Source organism: Amycolatopsis sp. NBC_01480 (genome assembly GCF_036227205.1).
Classification (GTDB): Bacteria; Actinomycetota; Actinomycetes; order Mycobacteriales; family Pseudonocardiaceae; genus Amycolatopsis.
Genome location: NZ_CP109442.1, coordinates 6,387,350 through 6,411,853, shown reverse-complemented (window position 1 = coordinate 6,411,853; position 24,504 = coordinate 6,387,350). Strand labels below are relative to the sequence as shown.

General features: G+C 71.8%; 18 protein-coding genes. 11 read left to right on the top strand and 7 right to left on the bottom strand.

Features of this window, described 5'->3' with window-relative positions:
• Position 1: 1 nt before the first annotated feature.
• On the top strand, positions 2 to 1,237 hold the full coding sequence (locus tag OG371_RS30665; protein ID WP_329058915.1) for a thiolase family protein: 1,236 nt from the start codon (positions 2 to 4) through the stop codon (positions 1,235 to 1,237).
• Entirely contained in the window at positions 1,237 to 3,348 is a 2,112-nt protein-coding gene (locus tag OG371_RS30660) for a 3-hydroxyacyl-CoA dehydrogenase NAD-binding domain-containing protein (RefSeq protein ID WP_329058913.1), read from the top strand. Before OG371_RS30665 ends, OG371_RS30660 begins: the two co-directional genes overlap by 1 nt.
• Before the next feature lie 110 nt (positions 3,349 to 3,458).
• On the opposite strand, the gene OG371_RS30655 is transcribed toward OG371_RS30660, so the two are convergent.
• The 5 genes from OG371_RS30655 to OG371_RS30635 are packed head-to-tail and all read right to left on the bottom strand — an operon-like array spanning position 3,459 to position 7,552.
• Entirely contained in the window at positions 3,459 to 3,878 is a 420-nt protein-coding gene (locus tag OG371_RS30655; protein WP_329058912.1) for a type II toxin-antitoxin system VapC family toxin, read from the bottom strand.
• On the bottom strand, positions 3,875 to 4,156 hold the full coding sequence (locus OG371_RS30650) for a type II toxin-antitoxin system Phd/YefM family antitoxin (RefSeq protein ID WP_329058911.1): 282 nt from the start codon (positions 4,154 to 4,156) through the stop codon (positions 3,875 to 3,877). Before OG371_RS30650 ends, OG371_RS30655 begins: the two co-directional genes overlap by 4 nt.
• Before the next feature lie 32 nt (positions 4,157 to 4,188).
• Positions 4,189 to 5,331, bottom strand: a complete 1,143-nt coding sequence (locus tag OG371_RS30645; protein ID WP_329058909.1) for a sensor histidine kinase — start codon at positions 5,329 to 5,331, stop codon at positions 4,189 to 4,191.
• Positions 5,328 to 6,005 carry a response regulator transcription factor gene (locus OG371_RS30640; protein WP_329058908.1) on the bottom strand — a complete coding sequence of 226 codons (678 nt, stop codon included), beginning with the start codon at positions 6,003 to 6,005 and terminating at the stop codon, positions 5,328 to 5,330. Before OG371_RS30640 ends, OG371_RS30645 begins: the two co-directional genes overlap by 4 nt.
• A 53-nt stretch (positions 6,006 to 6,058) precedes the next feature.
• Positions 6,059 to 7,552 carry a PucR family transcriptional regulator gene (locus OG371_RS30635; RefSeq protein ID WP_329058906.1) on the bottom strand — a complete coding sequence of 498 codons (1,494 nt, stop codon included), beginning with the start codon at positions 7,550 to 7,552 and terminating at the stop codon, positions 6,059 to 6,061.
• A 104-nt stretch (positions 7,553 to 7,656) separates the two neighbouring features.
• On the opposite strand from OG371_RS30635, the gene OG371_RS30630 reads away from it, so the two are divergent.
• From OG371_RS30630 to OG371_RS30610, 5 genes are read left to right on the top strand one after another with little or no spacing between them, the layout of a single operon-like run.
• Positions 7,657 to 9,111 (top strand): sodium:solute symporter, encoded by a 1,455-nt coding sequence (locus OG371_RS30630; protein ID WP_329073310.1) that lies wholly within the window; start codon positions 7,657 to 7,659, stop codon positions 9,109 to 9,111.
• Between the two features lie 46 nt (positions 9,112 to 9,157).
• Positions 9,158 to 10,111 (top strand): agmatinase, encoded by a 954-nt coding sequence (speB, locus tag OG371_RS30625; protein ID WP_329058905.1) that lies wholly within the window; start codon positions 9,158 to 9,160, stop codon positions 10,109 to 10,111.
• Positions 10,108 to 11,751, top strand: a complete 1,644-nt coding sequence (locus OG371_RS30620) for a thiamine pyrophosphate-binding protein (protein WP_329058904.1) — start codon at positions 10,108 to 10,110, stop codon at positions 11,749 to 11,751. Before speB ends, OG371_RS30620 begins: the two co-directional genes overlap by 4 nt.
• A complete protein-coding gene (locus tag OG371_RS30615; RefSeq protein WP_329058903.1) occupies positions 11,748 to 13,145 on the top strand; it encodes an aminobutyraldehyde dehydrogenase in 1,398 nt (465 codons plus the stop codon). Before OG371_RS30620 ends, OG371_RS30615 begins: the two co-directional genes overlap by 4 nt.
• A gap of 7 nt (positions 13,146 to 13,152) precedes the next feature.
• Positions 13,153 to 14,598, top strand: a complete 1,446-nt coding sequence (locus OG371_RS30610) for a purine-cytosine permease family protein (protein ID WP_329058901.1) — start codon at positions 13,153 to 13,155, stop codon at positions 14,596 to 14,598.
• Positions 14,599 to 14,707: 109 nt separating this feature from the next.
• Here the strand turns inward: OG371_RS30610 and dxs are convergent, their stop codons facing one another.
• Positions 14,708 to 16,630, bottom strand: coding sequence for a 1-deoxy-D-xylulose-5-phosphate synthase (gene dxs / locus OG371_RS30605; RefSeq protein WP_329058900.1), 1,923 nt, complete (start codon positions 16,628 to 16,630; stop codon positions 14,708 to 14,710).
• 189 nt (positions 16,631 to 16,819) lie between these two features.
• A complete protein-coding gene (locus OG371_RS30600; protein ID WP_329058898.1) occupies positions 16,820 to 18,325 on the bottom strand; it encodes an alpha/beta fold hydrolase in 1,506 nt (501 codons plus the stop codon).
• A 283-nt stretch (positions 18,326 to 18,608) separates the two neighbouring features.
• On the opposite strand from OG371_RS30600, the gene OG371_RS30595 reads away from it, so the two are divergent.
• From OG371_RS30595 to OG371_RS30580, 4 genes are all read left to right on the top strand, one after another.
• On the top strand, positions 18,609 to 20,078 hold the full coding sequence (locus OG371_RS30595) for an aldehyde dehydrogenase family protein (RefSeq protein WP_329058896.1): 1,470 nt from the start codon (positions 18,609 to 18,611) through the stop codon (positions 20,076 to 20,078).
• A gap of 92 nt (positions 20,079 to 20,170) precedes the next feature.
• Entirely contained in the window at positions 20,171 to 21,718 is a 1,548-nt protein-coding gene (locus OG371_RS30590) for an APC family permease (RefSeq protein WP_329058895.1), read from the top strand.
• Positions 21,711 to 23,258: a GMC family oxidoreductase gene (locus OG371_RS30585; RefSeq protein ID WP_329058894.1), complete on the top strand. Its 1,548-nt coding sequence runs from the start codon at positions 21,711 to 21,713 to the stop codon at positions 23,256 to 23,258. The genes OG371_RS30590 and OG371_RS30585 overlap by 8 nt, the downstream gene beginning before the upstream one ends.
• Positions 23,259 to 23,746: 488 nt before the next feature.
• A complete protein-coding gene (locus OG371_RS30580; RefSeq protein ID WP_329058892.1) occupies positions 23,747 to 24,172 on the top strand; it encodes a hypothetical protein in 426 nt (141 codons plus the stop codon).
• Positions 24,173 to 24,504 lie beyond the last annotated feature (332 nt).

Genomic DNA, 24,504 nt, shown 5'->3' with positions numbered 1-24,504 from the left:
CGTGGCTGGACCAGGTACGCCGCCGCTTGCGCCGAACGCGCGAGGGGTACGGAACGTCGTGTTCGTCGAAGGGGTACGGACCCCCTTCGGCAAGGCGGGCGACAAGGGCATGTACGCCGGAACCCGCGCGGACGACCTCGTCGTCAACGCCATGCGAGAGCTGCTGCGGCGGCATCCCGAGCTGCCGCCCGAGCGGGTGGACGAGGTGGCCATCGCCGCCACCACGCAGATCGGCGACCAGGGGCTGACGATCGGGCGCACGGCCGCGCTGCTGGCCGGGCTGCCGAAGTCGGTGCCGGGTTACGCGATCGACCGCATGTGCGCGGGCGCGATGACGGCCGTGACCACCGCCGCGAGCGGGATCGGCTTCGGCGCCTACGACATCGCGATCGCGGGCGGCGTGGAGCACATGGGCCGGCACCCGATGGGCGAGGGCGTGGACCCCAACCCGCGCATCATCGCCGACAAGCTGGTCGACCCGACCGCGCTGGTGATGGGCCAGACCGCGGAGAACCTGCACGACCGGTTCCCGGAGATCACCAAGGAGCGCACCGACGCGTACGCCGCGCGCAGCCAGGAGCGGTACGCCGAGGCCGTGAAGACCGGCAAGATCGGCCCGGAGCTGGTGCCCGTCGCGACCCGTTCGAAAGAACTCGGCTGGGGCCTGGCGACCGAGGACGAGCCGCCGCGCCCGGGCACGACCGTCGAGCAGCTGGCGAAGCTGAAGACGCCGTTCCGCCCGCACGGCCGGGTCACCGCGGGCAACGCCGCGGGCCTGAACGACGGCGCCACCGCGTCGCTGCTGGCCGACGAGGAGACCGCCCGCGAGCTGGGCCTGCCCGTCGCGATGCGGCTGGTCGGCTACTCCTTCGCCGGCGTCGAGCCGGAGGTCATGGGCATCGGCCCGGTGCCGGCCACCGAGAAGCTGTTCAAGCGCACCGGCCTGTCGATCGACGACATCGGCCTGTTCGAGATCAACGAGGCGTTCGCGGTGCAGGTGCTCGCCTTCCTCGACCACTTCGGCATCGCCGACGACGACCCGCGGGTGAACCAGTGGGGCGGCGCGATCGCCTGCGGCCACCCGCTGGCCTCGTCCGGCGTCCGGCTGATGACGCAGCTGGCGCGCCAGTTCGCCGAGCGGCCCGACGTCCGCTACGGCATGACCACGATGTGCATCGGCATCGGCATGGGCGGCACCGTGATCTGGGAGAACCCGGCGTTCGAGGGGGCGAAGTAATGACGTTCACCGCTGAAGAGGCGAAGGCCGCGTTCCCGGACGAGGTCGTCACCACCGCCGTCACGAACCTGGTGAAGGTGCCCGGGCTGGCGAAGCCGGTCGCGCTGATCACCCTGGACAACGGCCACGACCACACCCGGCCCAACACCTTCGGGCCGCAGGGCCTGGTGTCGCTGAACGCGGCCCTGGACCAGGCGTTCGCCGCCGAGCCGGCCGCGATCGCGGTCACCGGCAAGCCGTTCATCTTCGCCGTCGGCGCCGACCTGTCCGGGGTCGAGGCCGTGGCGGACCCGAAGCTGGCGCGCGAGATCGCGCAGACCGGCCACGACGTGTTCCGCCGGCTGACCGAGTCGAAGATCCCGACGTTCGGCTTCGTCAACGGCGCGGTGATGGGCGGCGGGCTCGAGCTCGCGCTGTCCTGCCACTACCGGACGCTGTCGGAGAACACCGCCGCGATCGCGTTCCCGGAGGTCTTCCTCGGCCTGTTCCCGGGCTGGGGCGGCACGCAGCTGCTGCCGAACCTGATCGGGCCGGACGCCGCCGTCACCGTGGTCATCGAGAACGCGCTGGCGCAGAACAAGATGCTCAACGTCAAGAAGGCGGCCGAGCTCGGCATCGTCGACGAGGTGTTCGGCTCGGCCGACTACCTGGAGCAGTCTCTGCTGTGGCTGGCGAAGGTCGTGCGCGGCGAGGTCACCCCAGCGCGGCGCGAGATCGACCGCGGCGCGGAGTGGGACAACGCGATCGCTCGGGCGAAGTCCATTGTGGATGGTCGCACGCACGGCGCCTCGCCGGGCGCGACCAAGGCCGTCGAGCTGCTGGAGCTGGCCCGCGCCAACGATCTCGACCGCGGGTACGCGGCGGAGACCGACGGGCTCGCCGAGCTGCTCATGTCCGACGAGCTGCGCGCCGGGCTGTACTCGTTCAACCTGGTCAACAAGCGCGCGAAGCGGCCGGCCGGCGCGCCGGACAAGTCGTTGGCGCGCAAGGTGAACAAGGTCGGCATCGTCGGCGCCGGCCTGATGGCCAGCCAGCTCGCGCTGCTGTTCGTGCGCCGCCTCAAGGTGCCGGTGGTGCTCACCGACGTCGACCAGGCGCGCGTGGACAAGGGCGTCGGCTACGTCCACGACGAGATCGACAAGCTGCTCGCGAAGAAGCGTCTCTCTCCGGACGGCGCGAACCGGCTCAAGGCGCTCGTCTCCGGCTCGCTGGACAAGGCCGCGTTCGCCGACGCGGACTTCGTGATCGAGGCGGTGTTCGAAGAGCTGGGCGTGAAGCAGCAGGTGTTCGCCGAGCTGGAGCAGCACGTCTCGCCCGAGGCGATCCTGGCGACGAACACCTCCTCGCTGTCGATCAGCGCGATGGCGGCGAAGCTGGAGCACCCGGAGCGGGTCGTCGGCTTCCACTTCTTCAACCCGGTCGCCGTGCTGCCGCTGCTGGAGATCGTGCGCGGCGAGCAGACCGACGACGCGGCGCTGGCGACCGCGTTCTCGGTCGGCAAGCAGCTGAAGAAGTCCAGCGTGCTGGTCAAGGACGCCACCGCGTTCGTGGTCAACCGGCTGCTGCTGCGCTTCCTCGGCGAGGTGCTGGTGGCCGTCGACGAGGGCACGCCGTTCGAGGTCGCCGACGTCGCGCTGGAGCCGCTCGGCCTGCCGATGACGCCGCTGACGCTGATGCAGCTCGTCGGCCCGGCGATCGCCCTGCACGTGGGCGAGACGCTGCACGGCTCGTTCCCGGACCGCTTCACCGTGAGCGAGAACCTGGCCAAGTTCGTGCAGGCGGGCAAGAAGGGCGTCTGGACCTGGGACTCCGCCGGGAACCAGTCGCTCGACCCCGAGGTCGCCGAGCTGTGGACGCGCGGCGACTCGCCGTCCACCGCCGAGCAGGTGCGCGAGCGCGCGCTCGCGGCGATCGCCGAGGAGATCCGCATCATGCTCGACGAGGGTGTGGTCGCGGAGGCCCAGGACATCGACCTGTGCCTGATCCTGGGCGCGGGCTGGCCGTTCTGGAACGGCGGCATCACGCCGTACCTGGACCGCTCGGGCGTCTCGGAGCGGGTGAACGGCAAGCCGTTCCTCGCGCCGGGCGTCGCTTCGGTGCCGACGGCCTGATCGTTTCGTTGGTCCGCGAAGGCCTCCTTACCCGCGTTGGACGCGGGTAAGGAGGCCTCGACGGATTTCGTCAGTAGTCGCCCGCCAATGAGCGGTCCACAGTGGAGGGTTCAGAGGTCGACGACCCGGAGCAGCCGCTCCAGCCCGGCGAAGTCCTTGCCGTTGCGGGTCAGCAGGGGCAGCCGGTGCGCGGCCGCGGTCGCGGCGATCTGCAGGTCCATCCGGCGGGGGCGGGGGTTGCGGCCGTGGCGGCGCACCAGCGCCGCCATCGTGGCGTAGACCTTGGCCGCGGCGGTGTCGAACGCCAGCACCTCGAAGTGGTCGAGCACGGCGTAGAACCGCTCGGTCCGGTCCAGGCGGCGGATCGGGTCGTCGACGTCCATCCCGTAGCCCAGTTCGGCGATCGTCACCGCGCTCACGGCCGGCCGGGCGTCGGCGTACGCGCCCAGGTCGAGCCGTTCGAGGTCGATCACCGCGCAGGTGTCGAGCAGCACCCGCGGCACGGAGGCCGGCCACGGACCGGTGGTCACGGGCGAGCCTCGGTGGCCAGCGGGTCGTCCTCGCCGAAGACCTCGTCGGCCTCCTCGCGCTCACGGCGCCATTCGGCACTGTCCATCGGGGACAGCCGGCCGAAGCTCACCTGGACCTCGTGCAGCGTGCGACCCCGGTCGACCGTGCCGACGTGCGGAATCAGGTCGGCGACCGGCTTTCCGTTGCGGGTCACGGTGAAGCTCTCGCCGGCTTCGACCCGGCGCATGATCTCCGCGTTGTCATTCCTCAGCTCGCGCTGGCCGATGGTGGCTTCCATGGCTCTACTGTAGCGCTTTCTTTGGTTGAGCGCTACAGTTGTGCTACACCCGGTCCCACCGGCAGGTGGACCACCACCGTCAGGCCGCCGCCCACCACCGGTTCGGCGACGACCGTGCCGCCGTGGGCCTGGACTGCCGCGCGGACGATCGAAAGGCCGAGGCCCGCGCCCGTGCGCGCGGTGCGGGCGACGCCGGCGCGGCGGAACGGCTCGAACAGCTCCGGCACCGCGCCCGGGTCCAGCAGGCCGCCCGAGGAGCGCACGCGCAGCAGCGACCACTGCGGGCCCGGCTGGGTCACGATCTCGAGCCAGCCGCCGTCGACGTTGTGGCGCACGGCGTTCTCCACCAGGTTGCCCGCGATCCGCTCCAGCAGGGCGGGATCGCCGTACGCGGGGGCGCCGGCGACGCTGAAGTCCGCGCGCAGATTGCGCGCCGCGGCCTCCGAGCGCACCGCGGCCCAGGCCCGTTCGACGAGCACGGCGAGGTCCACCTGCTCGCGCACAGCGAGGCCCGCGCCGTCGGTCCGGGCCAGCAGCAGCAACGAGTTCACCAGCTGCCCGGCGCGCTCGGTCGCGTCGCGGACCACCCCGCCCATGCGGCGCAGCTCGGCCTCGTCGGCCTGCTCGTCGGACAGCGTCACGTCCAATTCTGTGCGGATGACCGAAAGCGGGGTGCGCAGCTCGTGGCTGGCGTTCGCGACGAAGTGGCGCTGCGCGTCGAACGCCGCCTGCAGCCGGTCGAGCATGTCGTCGAAGGTGCCGGCCAGCTCGGCCAGCTCGTCGCGCGAGCGGATCTCGCCGATCCGCTCCCCCATCGACTCCACCGACAGCCGCCGCGCGGTGCCGGTGATCTCGCGCAGCGGCGCCAGCACACGCGAGGTGAACGTCCAGGCCAGGATCGCGGCCGCGGCCACCACGAAGCAGAACGCCAGCGAGCCGAACAGCAGCACCCGGTTCACCGCGTGGGTGCGCAGGTGCTGGGCGAGGGTGGACGCGTCGACGTCGACGCCGTCCACGCGCACGATCGTGCCGGGCGGCATGTGCGGCACGGCGTCCACCGCGTCGCCCACGAGCGACCACGCGAGCCACAGCAGCAGCAGGCCCGCCGCGGCCACCAGCACGGTCGCCAGGATCGTGACCCGGGCCCGCAGGCTGCGCGTGCCGGGCAGGTTCACTCGGCGCCGGCCGCCGGATCCGGCACGCGGTACCCCGAGCCGACCACGGTCTCGATGATGCCCGGCTCGCCCAGCTTCTTGCGCAGGGTCATCACGGTGACCCGCACGGTGGTGGTGAACGGGTCGGCGTTCTCGTCCCACACCCGCTCCAGCAGCTCTTCACTGCTGACCACCGAGCCCGCCGCGGACAGCAGCACCTCGAGCACGCCGAACTCCTTGCGGGTCAGCTCGACCGGCCCGGCGGCGCGGCGCACGGTGCGCTTGGCCGGGTCCAGCTCGACGTCGGCCGCGGTCAGCAGCGGCGGGGCCGCCGGGGTCGCGCGGCGGCCGAGCGCGCGCACCCGCGCCACCAGCTCGGGGAACGCGAAGGGCTTCGCGAGATAGTCGTCGGCGCCGAGGGACAGCCCGTCCACCCGGTCCGAGACGGAGCTGCTCGCGGTGAGCATGAGCACCCGCGTCAGCTCGCCGGACGCGACGATCTCGCGGCACAGCTCGTCGCCGGACATCCCGGGCAGGTCGCGGTCGAGCAGCACCACGTCGTACCGCGTGACGGACGACTTCTCGTGCCCGTCGTCGCCGGTCAGCGCGACGTCCACCGCCATGCCCTCACGGCGCAGCCCGCGGGCGATCGCATCGGCCAAGGGCTCTTCGTCTTCGACTACCAGAACACGCACGACACCACAATCCCACAGTTTCCTGAGAGCGCCTGAGAGACCTGAATGGACACTCAGCTCCAGCGCAGCGCGAACCACAGCCGCATCCGGGTTTCCGGGTCGGCGAGGTCGGCGCCCAGCACCCGCTCGGCCTGCCCGATCCGGTGCCGGACGCTGTTGCGGTGCACACCGAGCTCGGCCGCGGTGCGGTCCCAGCCGCCGTGGTGGGCGAGCCAGGCGCGCAGGGTCGGGACCAGCTGGCGGTCGTGCGCGCGGTCCAGTTCGTGCAGCGGGGCCAGCATTCGCGCGGCGAACGCGCCCGCCGCGTCCGGGGCGACGAGCGCGTCGAAGTCCGGCGCGTCCGCCACCACCGGGCGTTCCAGCGCCCGCGCCCGGGCCAGCAGCAGCTCGGCCTCCGCGACAGCGCCGGGCAGCAACGAGGCTTCGGTGACGGGCGACCCGGCGACGGCGAGCCAGCCGTGCTCGCGCAGCCCGCCGAGGTCCGCGGGCTCCGTGCCGGCGATCGCGAGGAACCGCGGGCCCGGCCGCACCTGCACCAGCGGGGTGTCCAGCCGGGCGCGCAGCCAGTCGTGCCGCCGGGCCGGCTCGTCCGGTCCGCGCCGGTACGCCACGCCCGCGATGAGCCGGTATTCCGCGCCGCCCACCAGCTTCGCCAGCGTGTCCGCGCCGCCCTGGCCGAGCAGCAGGCCGGTGGCCGCCGCGCCCAGCTCCGCGGCGTCCGAGCCGGCCCGGCCGACCAGCCCGAGCAGCGCGGCGCCGACGGCGAGGATCGCGCGATCGCCGCCGTCGAACCGCTGCCGACGGCCCAGCACCAGCAGGTTCGCGGCGGTGGCCTGCGGGTACACCGGCTGCGCGACGACGTACGTGCCGTCCGGCAGCTCCGTGGTCGCGCTGCGGATGCCGCTGCCCGCGCGCACGGTCTCGAGCAGCTCGCGGACCTCCGGCGGCAACGGCTGGGGCGCGTTGTGCCCGGCGACCAGTGCGTCGGCCGCGCCGATCAGCGCCGCCCAGCCGTGCAGCCGTTCGCCCAGCGCCGTCACCAGCTCGCCGAGGCCGCTGCCCGCCGCGCGTGTCAGCGCCTCACGCGCGACCGCCACCCGCCGCCGCTCGCGCTGGCCCGCTTCGGCGAGCGCGACGGCCACCGCGCGGCTGATCGCGAGGAACGGCGTCCGCGGCGGGACCACCAGCAGCGGCAGCCCGTGCCGAGCGCACGCCGCGCGCAACGGCTCCGGCAAAGTCTCGTACATCGTTGGGGTCAAGCCGAAACCGAGCGCCGTCACGCCCGCGTCGCGCAGCCGGCGGACGTACCGCTCGGCCTGCGGCGGCTCGCGCGGCAGGTTCACCCCCGCGGTGAGCACCAGCTCGGCGCCGAGCAGGTACGGCGCGGGGTCGTCCAGCTCGCTGACGTGCGCCCACCGCACCGGCTCGTCGAGCGCGCCCGGCCGCAGCGTCTCGGGGATCACGTCGAGTCCCAGCTCCGGGTTGCCGACAACGGCCCGTAACGGGACATTCACCTCAGCGGTCGACAGATCGAGGTTACGGGTCATTTCATCCTGGCCTTCGAAGATTCCTGGACAGATCGTCCCATGCCGCAGCGGTGCCGGGCGAACCTACGGTGACCGGAACACCGGCCGAAGACGAGGAGGACACCGTGGGCGGCGACTACGCGGTGATCGCGCTGTACATCGCGGGCATGATCGGCGTCGGCTGGATCGGGCTCCGGCTGGCGAAGACCAAGTCCGACTACCTGGTGGCGGGACGGCGGCTGGGCTGGTTCATGTACTCCGGCACGATGTCGGCCGTGGTGCTGGGCGGCGCGTCCACCGTCGGCGGCGTGAAGCTCGGCTACACCTACGGCATCTCCGGCGCGTGGCTGGTGATCGCCATCGGCGCCGGCATCCTGGTGCTGCACGCGGTGTTCGCGCGGCGGCTGGTGAAGCTGCGCGTGTACACCGTCGGCGAGATGCTCGACCTGCGTTACGGCGGCCGCACCAGCGCCGTGTCGGGGGTGGTCATGTGGGGCTACACGCTGATGCTCACGGTCACCTCGACGCTGGCGTTCGCCTCGATCTTCAAGGTGCTGTTCTCGATCCCGAGCTGGGCGGGCATCGCCATCGGCGGCTCGATCGTGGTGCTCTACTCGGTGCTCGGCGGCATGTGGTCCATCACGCTCACCGACATCGCGCAGTTCGTGATCAAGACGATCGGCATCCTGTTCGTGCTGCTGCCGATCGCGATCACCTCCGCGGGCGGCTTCGACGGCATGGCGGCCAAGCTCGACGCGACCTACTTCGAGTTCACCGCCATCGGCGGGCAGACGATCTTCACCTACTTCCTGATCTACACCTTCGGCCTGCTCATCGGCCAGGACATCTGGCAGCGCGTGTTCACCGCGCGCACGCCGAAGGTGGCCACCGGCGGCGGCATCATCTCGGGCGTCTACTGCCTGGTCTACGGCGTGGCCGGCGCGCTCATCGGCACCGCGGCGAAGGTGCTGTACCCGGACATCGGGAGCGCGCAGGACGCCTTCGCCACCATCGCCGAGCGGCTGCTGCCCACCGGCGTGCGCGGGCTGGTGCTGGCCGCCGCGCTGTCCGCGCTGATGTCCACCTCCAGCGGCGCGCTGATCGCCTGCGCCACCACCACGACGTCCGACCTGTTCCGCAAGGTCGGGCTGAAGGCGGGCGAGGTGCTGCGCAACCGGATCACCACGCTGGTGCTCGGCATCCTCGCGATCGGCATCGCGATGATGGTGGACGACGTGGTGAACGCCCTGACCATCGCCTACGACATCCTCGTCGGCGGCCTGCTGGTGGCGATCCTCGGCGCGCTGTTCTGGCGGCGCGGCACCCGCCAGGGCGCGTACGCCTCGATGGTCGCCGGGACCGTCTCCGTGGTCGCGTTCATGATCATCGACGGGGTCGCCGCCAACAGCCCGATCTACTGGGGCCTCGGCGCGAGCCTGGTCGTCTACGTCGGCGTCAGCCTCGCGACCCCGCGCACCCCCGAAAGCATCCTGTCGGTCTGGACGCGGCGCCTGAACGGCTCCGCGGCCGCCGAAGAGGAGAAGGCAGCCGAGGCCACCGCCACGGCCGTCGAAGCCTGAACCCCACCCCGGCACCAGGAATCACCAGAATCAGGAGTACACCGCAGTGACTGACCAGCCCCCGATCGGACCGCTCGACTCGTCGCGGGTCCCCCGCTTCGCCGGTTTCGCCACCTTCGCGAGGCTGCCGCGGATCGACGAGGTGGAGCACGCCGACGTCGCCGTGGTCGGCGTGCCGTTCGACTCCGGGGTTTCGTACCGGCCGGGCGCCCGCTTCGGCCCGGCGGCCGTGCGCGAGGCCAGCCGGCTGCTCCGGCCGTACCACCCGGCGCTCGACGTGTCCCCCTTTGCCGAGAAGCAGGTGGTTGACGCGGGCGACATCGCCGTGAACCCGTTCCACGTCGGTGAGGCGATCGAGACGCTGCAGCAGGAAGCCGAGGCGCTGACGGCGAACGGCACCCGGCTGGTGACCGTCGGCGGCGACCACACGATCGCCCTGCCGCTGCTGCGCGCGGCCGCGAAGAAGCACGGACCCGTTGCGCTGCTTCACTTCGACGCGCACCTCGACACCTGGGACACCTACTTCGGCGAGCCCTACACGCACGGGACGCCGTTCCGCCGCGCCGCCGAGGAAGGCATCCTCGACACGAGCGCGCTGTCGCACGTCGGCACGCGCGGGCCGCTGTACGGCAAGCGCGACCTCGAAGAGGACCGCCGGCTCGGCTTCGGCATCGTCACCTCCGGCGACGTGATGCGCCGCGGCGTCGACGAGACGGTCGACGCGCTGCGCCAGCGGATCGGCGACCGGCCACTGTACGTCTCGGTGGACATCGACGTGCTCGACCCCGCGCACGCGCCCGGCACCGGCACGCCCGAGGCGGGCGGCCTGACCAGCCGTGAGCTGCTGGAGATCCTGCGCGGGCTGCGCGACGCGAACCTGATCGGCGCCGACGTGGTCGAGCTGGCCCCGGCCTACGACCACGCCGACATCACCGCCGTCGCGGCCTCGCACGTGGCCTACGACCTGGTCAGCCTGCTGGCGTTGAGGAAGGGCGAATGACCCGCATCGGTGGTGACGTCGTCGTCGAGACGCTGCGCGCGCTCGGCGCGGACACGGTGTTCGGCCTGCCCGGGCAGCACGCACTGGGCCTGTTCGAGGCGCTGCGGCGCGCGGACGACGTGCGGGTGGTCAGCTCGCGCGTGGAGAACAACCTGGCCTTCGCCGCGGACGGGCACGCCCGCGCGCGGCTCGCGGCCGACCCGGACGGCCCGGTGCCGGTGACGCCGATGGTCGTCTCCACCGGCCCGGGCGCGCTGCTCACTTTGGCCTCGCTACAGGAATCGCGCGCGGCGTCCGTGCCGGTGCTGGGGATCTCCAGCCAGATCCCGGTCGCCGGGCTCGGCGGCGGTCGGCACGGCTACCTGCACGAGCTGCCCGACCAGCAGGCGAGCTTCCGCGACGTGGTGAAGTCCGTGCACGTGGTCCGCGCGGCGAGCCAGATCCCGACGGCGCTGCGCGAGGCTTGGGCGTCGGCCGCGACCGCGCCGTACGGGCCGGTGTGGGTGGAGATCCCGCAGGACGTGTTGCTGCAGCCGGTTTCGCTGCCTCCGCTGACGTCCGTGACCGCCGCGCAGGCGCCGCTGGAGCCGTTGCCGGAGCTGGTGGACGAGGCGGCGAAGCTGCTTGCCGGGGCGGAGAACCCGGTGATCCTCGCCGGCGGTGGCGCGCTGCGCTCCGGCGCGCACGCCGAGCTGAAGGCGCTCGCGGAAGCGTTGCGCGCGCCGGTGGTGTCGACGTTCGGCGGCAAGGGCGTTTTCCCTTGGGACCACGAGCTTTCCGGCCGATCCTGGCTGGAGGACTGGCACACCACGGAGTTCCTCGCCGACGCTGACGTACTGCTGGTGCTGGGCTCCGGCCTCGGCGAGCTGTCCAGCAACTACCGCGAGTTCGCCCCGCGCGGACGGCTGGTCCAGGTCGAGGCCGACCTGGGCAAGCTGGAGTCGAACTACCCCGCGCTCGGCCTGCACGCCGACGTCCGGCTCACCCTGCAAGCGCTGCTGGAGCAGGTGCCGATGCGGCGTTCCGACGGCCGGGCCGAGGCCGCGGTCAAGGAGTTGCTGGCCCGCGTCGAGTCGCGTTTGGACAGCCAACCGCTGACGGCCGAGCGCAAGCTGGTGGACGACATCCGCGCCGCGCTGCCGCCCGGCACGCAGACGTTCTGGGACATGACGATCGCCGCGTACTGGGCGTGGTCGGTGTGGAATCCGGACGGCGCGCCGATCCACACCGCGCAGGGCGCCGGCGGCCTGGGTTACGGCCTGCCGGGCGCGCTCGGCGCCGCCGCGACCGGGATCCCCGCGCTGGGCGTCTCCGGCGACGGCGGCGCGATGTACGGCCTCGCCGAGCTGGCCACCGCCGTGCAGCACGGCCTCGACGTCACCTGGCTCGTGGTCGACGACGGCGGTTACGGCATCCTCCGCGAGTACCTGACCGACACGTTCGGCCGGACCACCGCGACCGAGCTGCCGCGGCCGGACTTCGTCGCGCTGGCGGAGTCCTTCGGCGTGCCCGCACAGCTGTCCTCATTGGACACCGTCGGCGCGGACCTGGCGGCGGCGCTGCGGACCCCGGGCCCGTCCGTGGTCGTGCTGCCGGCCGTGCTGAAGATGTTCGCCCCGACCCACCTGGAGCAGCGGTGACCCACGTCCTCAACTTCGTCGACGGCGCTTCGGCCCCGGCCGAAGGATCCCTGGAGCTGACCGATCCGGCCACCGGCACGGTCTTCGGCACCAGCGTCTGCTCCGGTCAGTCCGAAGTGGACGCGGCGATGACGGCCGCGGCCCGCGCGTTCAAGACCTGGCGCCGGAGCACCCCGGCGCAGCGGCAGCACGCGCTGCTGAAGATCGCCGACGCGGTGGAGGCCCGCGCCGAAGAATTCGCGGACGCGGAAGTCCGCGAGACCGGCAAGATCCGCGCCGTCGTGCTGGACGAGGAGATCCCGGAGTGCGTGAGCGCGCTGCGGTTCTTCGCAGGCGCCGCGCGTCAGCTGGAGGGCACCGCGGCCGGTGAGTACACGCCTGGCCACACCTCGGTGATCCGCCGCGAGCCGGTCGGCGTGTGCGCGCAGATCGCGCCGTGGAACTACCCGCTGATGATGGGCGTCTGGAAGATCGCGCCGGCGCTGGCCGCCGGGAACACCGTGGTGCTCAAGCCCGCCGAGACCACGCCGTCCACGGCTGTGCTGCTCGCTCAGGTGGCCGCGGAATTCCTGCCCGCGGGCGTGTTCAACGTGCTGTGCGGCGACCGGGAAACCGGCCGCGCGCTCGTGGCGCACCCGCTCACCGAGCTGGTCTCCATCACCGGTTCGACGCGGGCCGGGATCGACGTGGCGACCGTCGCGGCGGCCGACCTCAAGCGCACGCACCTGGAACTCGGCGGCAACGCTCCCCTGCTGGTGTTCGGCGACGTCGACCTGGCCTCGACCGCGGCGGACGTCTTCGGCGCCGCGTCCTACAACGCCGGTCAGGACTGCACCGCGGGCAGCCGGGTGCTGGTGCACGAGAGCGTGCACGACGAGTTCGTCACCGAGCTGGTCAAAGCGGCCGCGGCGGCCCGCCCCGGCGTGGACTACGGCCCGCTGAACAGCCGCGCGCAGCTCGACCGGGTGCTCGGCCTGGTCGACCGGCTGCCCGCCCATGCGCGGGTCGAGACCGGCGGCACCGCGCCCGGCCCCGGCTTCCACTTCGCGCCGACGGTGGTCTCCGGGCTGCGCCAGGACGACGAGATCGTGCAGGAAGAGGTCTTCGCGCCGGTGGTCACCGTCCAGCCGTTCACCGACGAGGAGCACGCGGTGGAGCTGGCGAACGGCGTGCCGTACGGGCTGGCCTCCTCGGTCTGGACGCACGACCTCGGCCGCGCCGCCCGGCTTTCGCGGGACCTGGACTTCGGCTGTGTCTGGGTGAACACCCACGGGCCGCTGGTGGCGGAGATGCCGCACGGCGGCTTCGGCCATTCCGGCCACGGCAAGGACCTCTCGGCCTACGCGTTCGCCGAGTACACCCGCGTCAAGCATGTGATGACCCGCTTCGAGTGAGGGGCCGATGAGCGACAAGATCACCGAGGTCGAGCAGCACGGCATCGCGCCGATCCCGCCGGCGGAGCAGACTTCGCGCCCGCGCGACCTGTTCCGGCTGGCGTTCGGCGGCGCGAACACCTTCGCCACGATCATCCTCGGCACGCTGCCGATCGCGTACGGCCTGGGCTTCTGGGCCGCGCTGGCGGCAACCGCGGTGGGCGTGGTGCTCGGCGGCCTGGTACTGGCGCCGATGGCGTTGTTCGGCCCGGTGACCCGGACCAACAACGCGGTTTCGTCCGGCGCGCACTTCGGCGTGGTCGGCCGGTGCGTCGGCTCGTTCCTCTCGCTGCTGACCGCGATCACCTTCTTCGCGATCTCCGTGTGGGTCAGCGGCGACGCCGTCGCCGGTGCGGCGCAACGACTTTTCGGCTTTGACGGCGGGGCGGCGCTGCGCGCGGTGGCGTACGGGCTGATCGCCGTCGCCACGCTGGTGGTCTGCATCTACGGCTACCGGTTCATGCTGCTGGTCAACCGCGTCGCCGTGGTGCTCGGCACGGCGATCATGCTGCTCGGGATCTTCGCCTACGGCGGCTCGTTCGACCCGGGTTTCGCCGGCACCGGGGCGTACGCGCTGGGCACGTTCTGGCCCACCTGGATCCTGGCCGTGCTGACCGTGATGGCCAACCCGATCTCGTTCGGCGCCTTCCTCGGCGACTGGTCGCGCTACATCCCGGACCGCTACCGCCGCCGTTCCCTGCTGGCCGCGCCGTTCCTCGCGCAACTGGCGACGCTGCTGCCGTTCGGCTTCGGCATCGCGACGGCGACGCTGGTCGCCGACCCGGCCGACTACGTCACCGGGCTGACCGCGGTCTCCCCGCTCTGGTACGCGATCCCGCTGATCGTCGTCGCGCTGGTCGGCGGGCTGTCCACGGGCACGACCTCGTTGTACGGCACCGGTTTGGACTTCAGCTCGATCTTCCCGCGCCTGTCCCGGGTGCAGGCGACGCTGCTGATCGGGACGCTGAGCGTGCTGTTCATCTTCGTCGGCAACTTCGTGCTCGACATGGTCTCCAGCATCAACGCGTTCGCCACGCTGATCGTGCTGTGCACCTCGCCGTGGATGGTGATCATGATGATCGGCTACCTGCTGCGCCGCGGTTATTACGACCCGGCCGACCTGCAGGTGTTCAACGAGGGCCGCACCGGCGGCCGCTACTGGTTCCACCGCGGCGTCAACTGGCGCGCGATGGCGGCCTGGCTGCCGGCCACGGCGCTGGGCCTGCTGTGCGCGAACACCCCGATGATCACCGGCCCCCTGCACGGCATCGCGGGCGGTGTGGACATCAGTCTCGTCGTGACCCTGGGCGTGGCCGCGGTGGCCTACCCGGTGCTGGTCAAGCTGTTCCCGGAACCGCGTGCGGTGTTCGGTCCGGCTCGCGTTGATACCGCAGCGGTGGCTGCGGAAGCCTGACGCACCAACACAAAGCGGCGCCCGGCTGGCGTCCGCCAACCCTGGCTGGTTTGCGCCCCCAATGTGGCGTTCGGTGCGCTCAACGCACCCAACGCCACATTGGGGCGCTTCAGGCCCGAGGCTGCTTCTCGGCCGCCGGGGCCACGTCGGTGCCCAGCCGCCCGGACGCCCATTCGGTGATGCGCCGGGCCACGTCCTGGGCGGTCAGGCCGACCCGGTCGAGGACCTCGTTGCGGGTGCCGTGCTCGTGGAAGTCCTGCGGCACCGCCAAATCACGCAGCGGGACGTCGCACTCGGCGTCGCGCAGGACGGTCGCCAGCGCGGAGCCGAAGCCGCCGTGGCGGCCGCTGTCCTCCACCGTCACCACGAGCTTGTGCTGCTCGGCCAGCGCGACCAGCTCCGCGGGCACCGGCACCACCCAGCGCGGGTCGGCCACGGTCACGCCGATGCCCTGGTCCGCCAGGCGGTCGGCGGCTTCGAGGCCCAGCTTCGCGAACGAGCCCACGGCGACCAGCAGCACGTCCGGCGTGCACACCTCGCTCGGGCGGCGCAGCACGTCGACCGTGCCGATCCGCTCGACGGCCGGCACGTCCGGGCCCACCGAGCCCTTGGAGAACCGCAGCGCGCTCGGACCGTCCTCAATGGACACCGCCTCGCGCAGCTCCTCGCGCAGGGTGCCCGGGTCGCGCGGCGCGGCCACGCGCATGCCGGGCACCATGCCCAGCAGCGAGAGGTCCCACATGCCGTGGTGGCTCGGCCCGTCCGGCCCGGTGATGCCCGCCCGGTCCAGCACCAGCGTCACCGGCTGGCGGTGCAGCGCGACGTCCATCAGCACCTGGTCGAACGCGCGGTTGAGGAAGGTCGAGTAGACCGCCACCACCGGGTGGTAGCCGCCCATCGCCAGCCCGGCCGCCGAGGTGACCGCGTGCTGCTCGGCGATGCCGACGTCGAACCAGCGGTCCGGGAACCGCTCGGCGAACTTCTCCAGCCCGGTGGAGCGCAGCATCGCCGCGGTGATCGCGACGACGTCCTCGCGCTCGGCGCCGATCTTCGCCAGCTCGTCGCCGAACACCCCGGTCCAGCTCGGGCCCTTCACCGGCGGCAGGCCGGTCTCCGGGTCGATCGGGTCGGTCTGGTGCATCTGGTCGGCCTGGTGGTTCACCGCGGGCGCGTAGCCGTGGCCCTTCTCGGTGACCACGTGCACGATCACCGCGCCGCCGAACGCGCGGGCGGTGTGGAACGCCTTCTCCAGCGCCACCAGGTCGTGCCCGTCCACCGGGCCGAGGTACTTCAGGCCCAGGTCGGAGAACATCATCTGCGGGGTCAGCGCGTCCTTGAGGCCGGCCTTCGCGGCGTGCAGCGCGGCGTAGATCGGCTTGCCCACCACCGGGGTGTGGCGCAGGATCTCGCGGCCGCCGTCGAGCAGCCGCTCGTAGCCGGGCTGCAGCCGCAGCGAGGCCAGGTGGTCGGCGACCCCGCCGATGGTCGGCGAGTAGGACCGGCCGTTGTCGTTGACCACGATCACCACCGGGCGCTCCCGGTTGGCCGCGATGTTGTTGAGCGCCTCCCAGCACATGCCGCCGGTCAGCGCGCCGTCGCCGACCACCGCGACCGCGTGCCGCCGCTCGCCGCCGGACAGCTCGAAGGCCTTCGCCAAGCCGTCCACATAGGACAGCGCGGTGGACGCGTGGCTGTTCTCCACCAGGTCGTGCTCGCTCTCGGCCCGCGACGGGTAGCCGGTCGGGCCGCCGAGCTGGCGCAGCCGGTCGAACTCGCCGTGCCGCCCGGTCACGATCTTGTGCACGTAGGACTGGTGCCCGACGTCCCACACGATCGCGTCCCGCGGCGAGTCGAACACGCGGTGCAGCGCGAGCGTGAGCTCCACGACACCGAGGTTCGGGCCGAGGTGGCCGCCGGAGCGCCGCACCTTGTCCACCAGGAAATCCCTGATTTCGGCGGCCAGCTCGTCGAGGTCCTCGACACTCAGCCGCTTCAGGTCGGCCGGTCCGTGCACCGAGTCCAGCATCGTCACAGCTCCACCTCGCCTGGTTCCCTTCACTCCGCCGCGTTCGAGCCAGTCTACGGACGGGCGCCACCTCGCCTCGGCCGCCCGCGTCGCGGATCACAAGCCCGGCGCGCACGCAACTCCACTGTCGAGTGCGAAACGGGGCCACCCGACCGTCTCACGATCACTCCGAGTGGCCCCGCTGATCGGTTCCCGTCACGGAACGGGCTGGGGCTCCGGGCTCGGCGCGCCGTCGCAGCTGTCGGTGATCGGCACCCCGGTGCCGAAGAACCGGACCAGCTTGCTCGCGCACGGCAGGTTCGCCAGCGAGCCGTGCACGTCGTCGCCCACCGTGAGGACCGAACCGCCGATGCGCTGCCGCATTTCCAGCGCGCCCTGGTACGGCGTCACGGATTCGTAGCGGTGCGCGATCAGCTGCAAGGGGCTGTGGCCGGGCCGGTAGTCGATGTACTTCCCGCTGTACGGCCAGTCCACGCAGCTGCCGGAGTAGCCCGGCTGGCCGCCGGCCGACAGCGGGTAGCGCGCATCGGTCACGGTGTAGTCGCTCCACACCTGGTCCAGATCGCGACTGCTGGTGGAATCGGCGCAGTTGACCGCGTGCTGCACGTACCGGTTCAGCGCGTACGGGCGCTTCTCGTCCCAGCCGAACGCTCCCGCGGCCGGTTCCTGGGCCTGGGCCTGCGCGGACGGGGCAGGGTCCTTCCCGGCGTGCACGGCGGCCAGCGCCGAGGCCGCGGTCCCCCACCTCGGCGAGGTGGACCCGGCCTGGTTGAACACCCAGGTGTCGTTCAGCGTGAGCGGCACCCCGTTCTGGACGATCTGCCGCGGGTGGGCCTTCAGCTCGCTGAACATCGCCAGCTCCGTGGCCACCACCTGATCGGCCGTCTTGCCCAGGTGGAGCACGGCGTCACGCGAAGCCATCCAGCCGGCGAACCGGTGCAGGTTCTCGTCGTGCGCCCTGGTCTCCACCTGGTCGAACCGGTCGAGGTCCAGGTCCGGGGGCAGCACCGAGTCGATGGCCATCTTGTCCACGTGCTCGTCGAACAGGCTGCGGTAGGTCGCGCCGAGCGCGGTGCCCCAGGAGACGCCGAAGTAGTTGATCTTCCGCTCGCCCAGCGCCTCGCGGATCCGGTCGACGTCACGGGCGATCGTGACCGCGCCGAGGCTCGCGGCGAACTCCGGGTCCTTCTCCGCACAGCCGGTGTACTTGGTGGCCCGCCAGCGGACCTGGTCGAGCCATTGGTCCTTTTCGGACTCCCCCGGCCCCGGCTCCGGCGCGCCGCCCAGCGCCTGGCAGTCGATCTGCCCGCTGTAACCGGTGCCGCGCGGGTCGAAGCCGACCAGGTCGTAGTACTTCGCCAGGTCACTGAGCCGGCTGGTCCGGATGAGCTCCGGCATCGACATCCCGGTGCCGCCCGGCCCGCCCGGGTTCAGCACCAGCACGCCCCGGCGGTGGGCCTGGTCGGACGCGGGGATCCGGTCCACCGCCAGCTCGATGGCCCGCCCGTCCGGCCGGCTGTAGTCGACCGGCACGGTCACCGTCGTGCACTCCGCGGCCGTGCCCGCTTCCTTGGGCCAGGAGGCGGCCAGCTGCGTGCACGGGGCCCAGGTTCGCGGCGGGGCCGCCGCGTCGGCCGGGGCGGCGAGGCCCAGTGCCGCCACGGTCACGCTCACCACCGCCGTCACCTTGCGAATGGACATTCCACACTCCTTGGATGAGCCCGCCGCCGACCGCCCGGCAACGGAGAAAGGGATTGCGCGCCAACGGATCCCGGGAAAACCCGGCCCGCCGCAGCCGTCGTCCGGGAAGTCGGCGGACGGCGTCGCGAGGTTCTCGTCCGGCCGGTTTGTGACCAGGGTCACCCGGTCGTGTCGGGGGCGGGAGCCTCGTCACAACCGGTCCGGTGACGGCCCCGGCCGACTCGCGGTCACCCCGCGTGGCCGCGATAATCCGGACACCGGAAACGAATCGCGAGAGGACCTCATGGCGGACTTGTACATCGGTGGCGAATGGGTGAACGCGCTAGCGGGCGGCCGCCGCGAGATCCGGTGCCCGGCGGACGGGACCCTGGTCGCCACGGTCGACGAGGTCCGCCGCGCGGACACCGAAGCGGCCATCGCCGCCGCGCGCCGCGCCTTCGACACCGGTCCGTGGCCCTCGACCGCCGCCGCCACGCGTGGCGACCTGCTCCTGCGCACGGCCGACCTGCTCGACCGCGACGCCGAGGCGTTCGCCCGCGCCGAATCGCTGGACACTGGCAAACGCCTGGTGGAGAGCCGGTACGACATGGCCGACATCGCCGCCTGCCTGCGCTACTTCGGCAAGCTCGCGGCCAACGACGCCGGGCGCGTGGTGGACACCGGCAGCGCGGACTCGTTCAGCCGGATCGTGCACGAGCCGGTCGGCGTCTGCGGGTTGATCACCCCGTGGAACTACCCGCTGCTGCAGACCATCTGGAAGGTCGCGCCGGCGCTGGCCGCGGGCAACACGTTCGTGCTCAAGCCCAGCGAGCTGACCCCGCACACGTCGATCATGCTGATGAAGCTGCTCAGCGAGGCCGGGCTGCCCGCCGGCGTGGCGAACCTCGTGCTCGGCGCGGGCCCGGAGGCGGGCGCGCCGCTGTCCGAGCACCCGGACGTCGACTTGGTCTCCTTCACCGGCGGGCTGGCCACCGGGAAGGTGATCGCCGCGAACGCCGCGGCGACCGTGAAGAAGGTCGCCCTCGAGCTGGGCGGCAAGAACCCGAACGTGGTGTTCGCCGACGCGGACTTCGAGACCGCCGTGGACTACGCGCTGACCGCCGTCTTCCTGCACTCGGGCCAGGTCTGCTCGGCCGGCGCCCGGCTGATCGTCCAGCGCGAGTGGCACGACGAGTTCGTCGGCGAGCTGGTGCGCCGGGCCGAGCGGATCCGGCTGGGCGGGCCGTTCGACGAGAACGCCGAGACCGGGCCGCTGATCTCCGCCGCGCACCGCGAGAAGGTGGAGCGCTACGTCGCCACCGCGATCGCCGAGGGCGCCGTGCTGCGCACCGGCGGCAAGCGCCCGGAAGCGCCCGAATTGCAGGACGGCTTCTACTACCTGCCGACCATTCTGGACAACGTCGCGCAGGGCAGCACCGCCGTGGTCGAGGAGTCCTTCGGGCCGGTGCTGACCGTGGAGACGTTCACCGACGAGGACGACGCGATCCGGATCGCCAACGACACCCACTACGGCCTGGCCGGCGGCGTGTTCACCAGCGACGCCGCGCGCGCCCAGCGCGTGGCGAACCGGCTGCGCCACGGCACGGTGTGGATCAACGACTACCACCCGTACCTGCCGCAGGCCGAGTGGGGCGGCTACAAGCAGTCCGGCTTCGGCCGCGAGCTGGGGCCGACCGGGCTGGCCGAGTACACCGAGGCCAAGCACATCTACCAGAACCTGCGCCCCGGCCCGCAGCACTGGTTCGCCGGCTAGCGCTGGGCCTCGTGAGTGTTCATGCCGGTTAGAACCGTCCTGAACACTCACGAGCTCTAGTCCGATCGAGACCCACCGAAAGGACCAGTGCCGTGAGCACCGACACCGGTGACAGCGAGCTCAGCGAATTCGGCTACACCAACCAGCTCAAGCGGACGCTCGGCAGCTTCCACACCTTCGCCGCGGGAATCAGCTACATCTCGGTGCTCACCGGGGTGTTCCAGCTGTCCTACCTGGGCCTGTCCGAGGGCGGCCCGGCCTACTGGTGGTCGTGGCCGATGGTGTTCGCGGGCCAGCTGATGGTCGCGCTGAGCTTCGCCGAGCTGGCCGCCCACTACCCGGTCGCCGGCTCCGTCTACAACTGGGCGAAGAAGCTCGGCAACTCGCACGTGGCGTGGCTGGCGGGCTGGATGATGCTGCTCGCGTCGATCGTCTCGATCTCCGCGACGGCGCTGGCCTACCAGCGGACGCTGCCGCAGATCACCTCGTTCTTCCAGTTCATCGGTGACGGCTCGGGCACCAGCGACGCGGCCAACGGCGTGCTGCTGGCGGCCGTGCTGATCGTGTTCACCACGCTGGTGAACGCGTTCGGCGTGAAGCTGATGGCGCGGATCAACAGCGCGGGCGTGTTCATCGAGCTGCTCTTCGCCGTGCTGCTGGTCGTGTTCCTGGCGTTCCACTTCGTCCGCGGGCCCGGCGTGGTCACCGAGACCAACGGGACCGGCGAGGGCCACGCGGGCGGCTATCTCGGCGCGTTCCTGATCGCCGCGATCGCCTCGTCCTACGTGATGTACGGCTTCGACACGGCGGCCTCGCTCGGCGAGGAGTCGGTGGACCCGCACCGCAACGCGCCGAAGGCGATCATGCGGGCGCTGGTGGCTTCGTTCGTGCTCGGCGGGCTGATCATCCTGTTCGCGCTGATGGCGGTGGGCAACATCCACGCGCCGGAGCTGGGCACGGTCGGCCTGCAGTACGTGCTGACCGACGCGCTCGGGCCCGCGATCGGCCGGGTCTTCCTGTTCGTGGTGTTCATCGCGATCACCGTGTGCGTGCTCGCCGTGCACACCGCGGCGATCCGGATCGCGTTCGCCATGGCGCGGGACAACGCGCTGCCCGGCGGCTCGAAGCTCGCGCACGTCAACAAGAAGACCGGCACCCCGGTGCTGCCCGCGATCGTGATCGGCCTGATCGCGGTGGCGCTGCTGCTGGTGAACATCAACTCGTCGCAGATCTTCTCGGCGGTGACCAGCCTGGCGATCATCCTGATCTACGTGGCGTACCTGCTGGTGACCGTCCCGATGCTGGTGAAGCGGCTGCGCGGCGAGTGGCCGCGCAAGGACGCGCCGTCAGGGCGCTTCTCCCTCGGCCGCTGGGGCCTGCCGGTGAACGTGCTCGCGGTGCTGTGGGGCGTCGCGATGACCGTGAACCTGGCCTGGCCGCGCACCGAGATCTACAACGCGACCCCGCCGTACCACTGGTACCTGCGGTGGAGCTCGGTGCTGTTCGTCGCCGTGTTCGCGGCCGGCGGGTTCGCCTACTACTGGTTCGTGCAGCGGCACAAGATCGGCGTGCTGGCGGACCACGCCGCCGTCCCGTCCGCGGCTTCGTCTTCGCATTCGCAGGAGGTAACCGATGAGTGAGTTCGACTACGTGGTCGTCGGCGGTGGCACGGCGGGCTCAGTGGTGGCCGCGCGGCTTTCCCAGGACCCGGACGTCACCGTCTGCCTGCTGGAGGCCGGACCGTCCGATGTGGACGACCCGGCCATCCTCGAGCTGACGAAGTGGATGGGGCTGCTGGAATCCGGCTACGACTGGGACTACCTGGTGGAGCCGCAGGAGTCCGGCAACTCCTACCTGCGCCACGCGCGGGCCCGAGTGCTCGGCGGCTGCTCCTCGCACAACTCGTGCATCGCGTTCTGGGCGCCGGCCGAGGACCTCGACGAGTGGGCCTCGCTGGGCCTGCCGGGCTGGTCGGCCGCCGACGTTTTCCCGCTGTACCAACGCCTCGAGACCAACGACGGGCCGGGCGAGCACCACGGCCGCTCGGGCCCGGTGACGATCCGCTCGGTGCCGCCGCGCGACCCCGCGGGCGTCGCGCTGCTCGCCGCGTGCGCGCAGGAGGGCATCCCGACCACGGAGTTCAACTCCGGCCGGACCGTCACGCACGGCGCGAACTGGTTCCAGATCAACGCGCGCGAGGACGGCACGCGCTCCTCGGCGTCGGTCTCGTACCTGCACCCGATCCTGGGCCGGCGCCCCAATCTCGAGGTGCGCACCGACGCGCGGGCCAAGCGCCTGCTGTTCTCCGGACGGCGCTGCGTGGGCGTGGAATTGCAGGCGCCGGACCTGATCCACAGCGAGAAGGTGACGGCGCGGCGCGAGGTGATCCTCAGCTCCGGCGCGATCGACTCACCGAAGCTGCTGATGCTGTCCGGCATCGGGCCGGCGGAGCACCTGCGCGAGGTGGGCGTGGACGTGCTGGTGGACTCGCCGGGCGTCGGGGCGAACCTGCAGGATCACCCGGAGGGGCTGGTCCAGTGGGACGCGCTGCAGCCGATGGTCACCGAATCCACGCAGTGGTGGGAAATCGGCATCTTCACCACCACCGAGGAGGGCCTGGACCGGCCGGACCTGATGTTCCACTACGGCTCGGTGCCGTTCGACCTGAACACCCTGCGCTACGGCTACCCGACGACGGAGAACGGCTTCTGCCTCACCCCGAACGTCACGCGCAGCCGCTCGACCGGCACGGTCCGCCTGCGCACCCGCGACTTCCGCGACAAGCCCCGCGTGGACCCCCGCTACTTCAGCGACGAGCACGACATGCGCGTGATGACCCACGGCGTCCGGCTGGCCCGCTCGATCGCGGCCCAGCCGGCCATGGACGAGTGGGCGGGCACGGAGCTGTCCCCCGGCCGCGACGTCACCACGGACGACGAGATCGCCGACTACCTGCGCAAGACCCACAACACCGTCTACCACCCCGCGTGCACGGTGAAGATGGGCCCGGAGTCGGACAGCGCCGCCGTCCTGGACGAACGGCTGCGCGTGCGCGGCGTCGAGGGCCTGCGCGTCGCGGACGCCTCGGTGATGCCCTTCCTGGTCGCGGTCAACCCCTGCATCACGACGATGGCAATCGGCGAGAAATGCGCGGACATGGTGAAGGAAGACCACTCCTGACGCCGGGAAAACCGAGCTGCCGGGGGTCGCGGGGCCCGTAGGATCGGGTCTCCTGGGGCATCGGGAGGTCGCGTGGGCGATGGGTCGGTGGGACAGCGCCGGACGGTGGTGGGCCGTCGCCGGGGTTGTGTGGTGGATCGGTCAGACGTGTCCGGCTGGACGGCGGTGCTTCGGTTCGGTGGCACGGCATTGCTTCGCGTCGGCAGCACGGGGAAGCAGCCGTGCACGCAGCCCGCTCCGCCTGGGGCCGGGACTCTTCGCCCTGGTCGCGGGGCGAATCAGCGGTGCATGACAGCCAGCGCTTCGTCGCTTCGCGTCGGCAGTTCGGCGAAGCGGCTGCCCACGCAACCCGCATTAGCCGGAGCAATACCGCGTCACCCCGGTAGCGGGGCGACGCGGCAACACCCGCCAGCCGGAGCCACACCGCTTCGCCCCAGCAGCGCGCCGAAGCAACCGCACGCACAACCCACCTCGACCGGAGCCCCGCGGTGAAGCGCCTGCAAGCGGTGCGGGCGATAGTCGTCCTCGCCGCGGCGGTGGCGGGTGGGGCGGGGCTGGTGCTGCCGTCGGCGCAGTACCTCTCCGAGCGGTTCCCGCCGGGGGTCGCCGATCCGGATCTGGGGCTCGGGTTGCGGCTGGCGTGTGCGCTGGCGATGGCACTCGCGTTCGGACTGGCATTGGCGGCGTTGCAGCGGCACCGGGACGAGCCGCTGGCCTTCGCGTGCCTGCCCGGCATCGCGGTGATCGGGATCGCCGCGCAGTACCTCGTGCTCACGCTCCCCCGCGTGGCCGACCTGGCACCCGCCGCGCGGATCGCGCCGGCGAGCGGGACGTGGGTCCTGCTCGGCGTCGGGCTGGTGCTCACGGCGACGGGGCTGGCAGCGGGCGCGGCGTCACGACGCTTGGCCGAGTAGGCAAGCTTCGGCCATGTCTCACCGGATCGGACGGCGGGCCGGGCTCCGGAACGCCCTGGCCACATCACTGGCCGCCCGCAGCACGGAGACCAGGCCCCAGCCCCGCAAGGCGTCTCGGCCCCGGCTTCCCGATGAGCCTGCCCCGAATCGAGGGGACGACGACAATCCCGCGCCCGCCACAGCGGGTGGACCCGGTTCTTCGGCGAACTCGGCCTGGTGTTCTCGCCGAAGGTGACTTCGCTGCCGCAGACCTAGACCTGCTCGACGCCGAACCAAGGAGCAGCGGATGACGCGTGCCCTGCATTCAGTGCAGGGAACGCGTCATCCGCTGC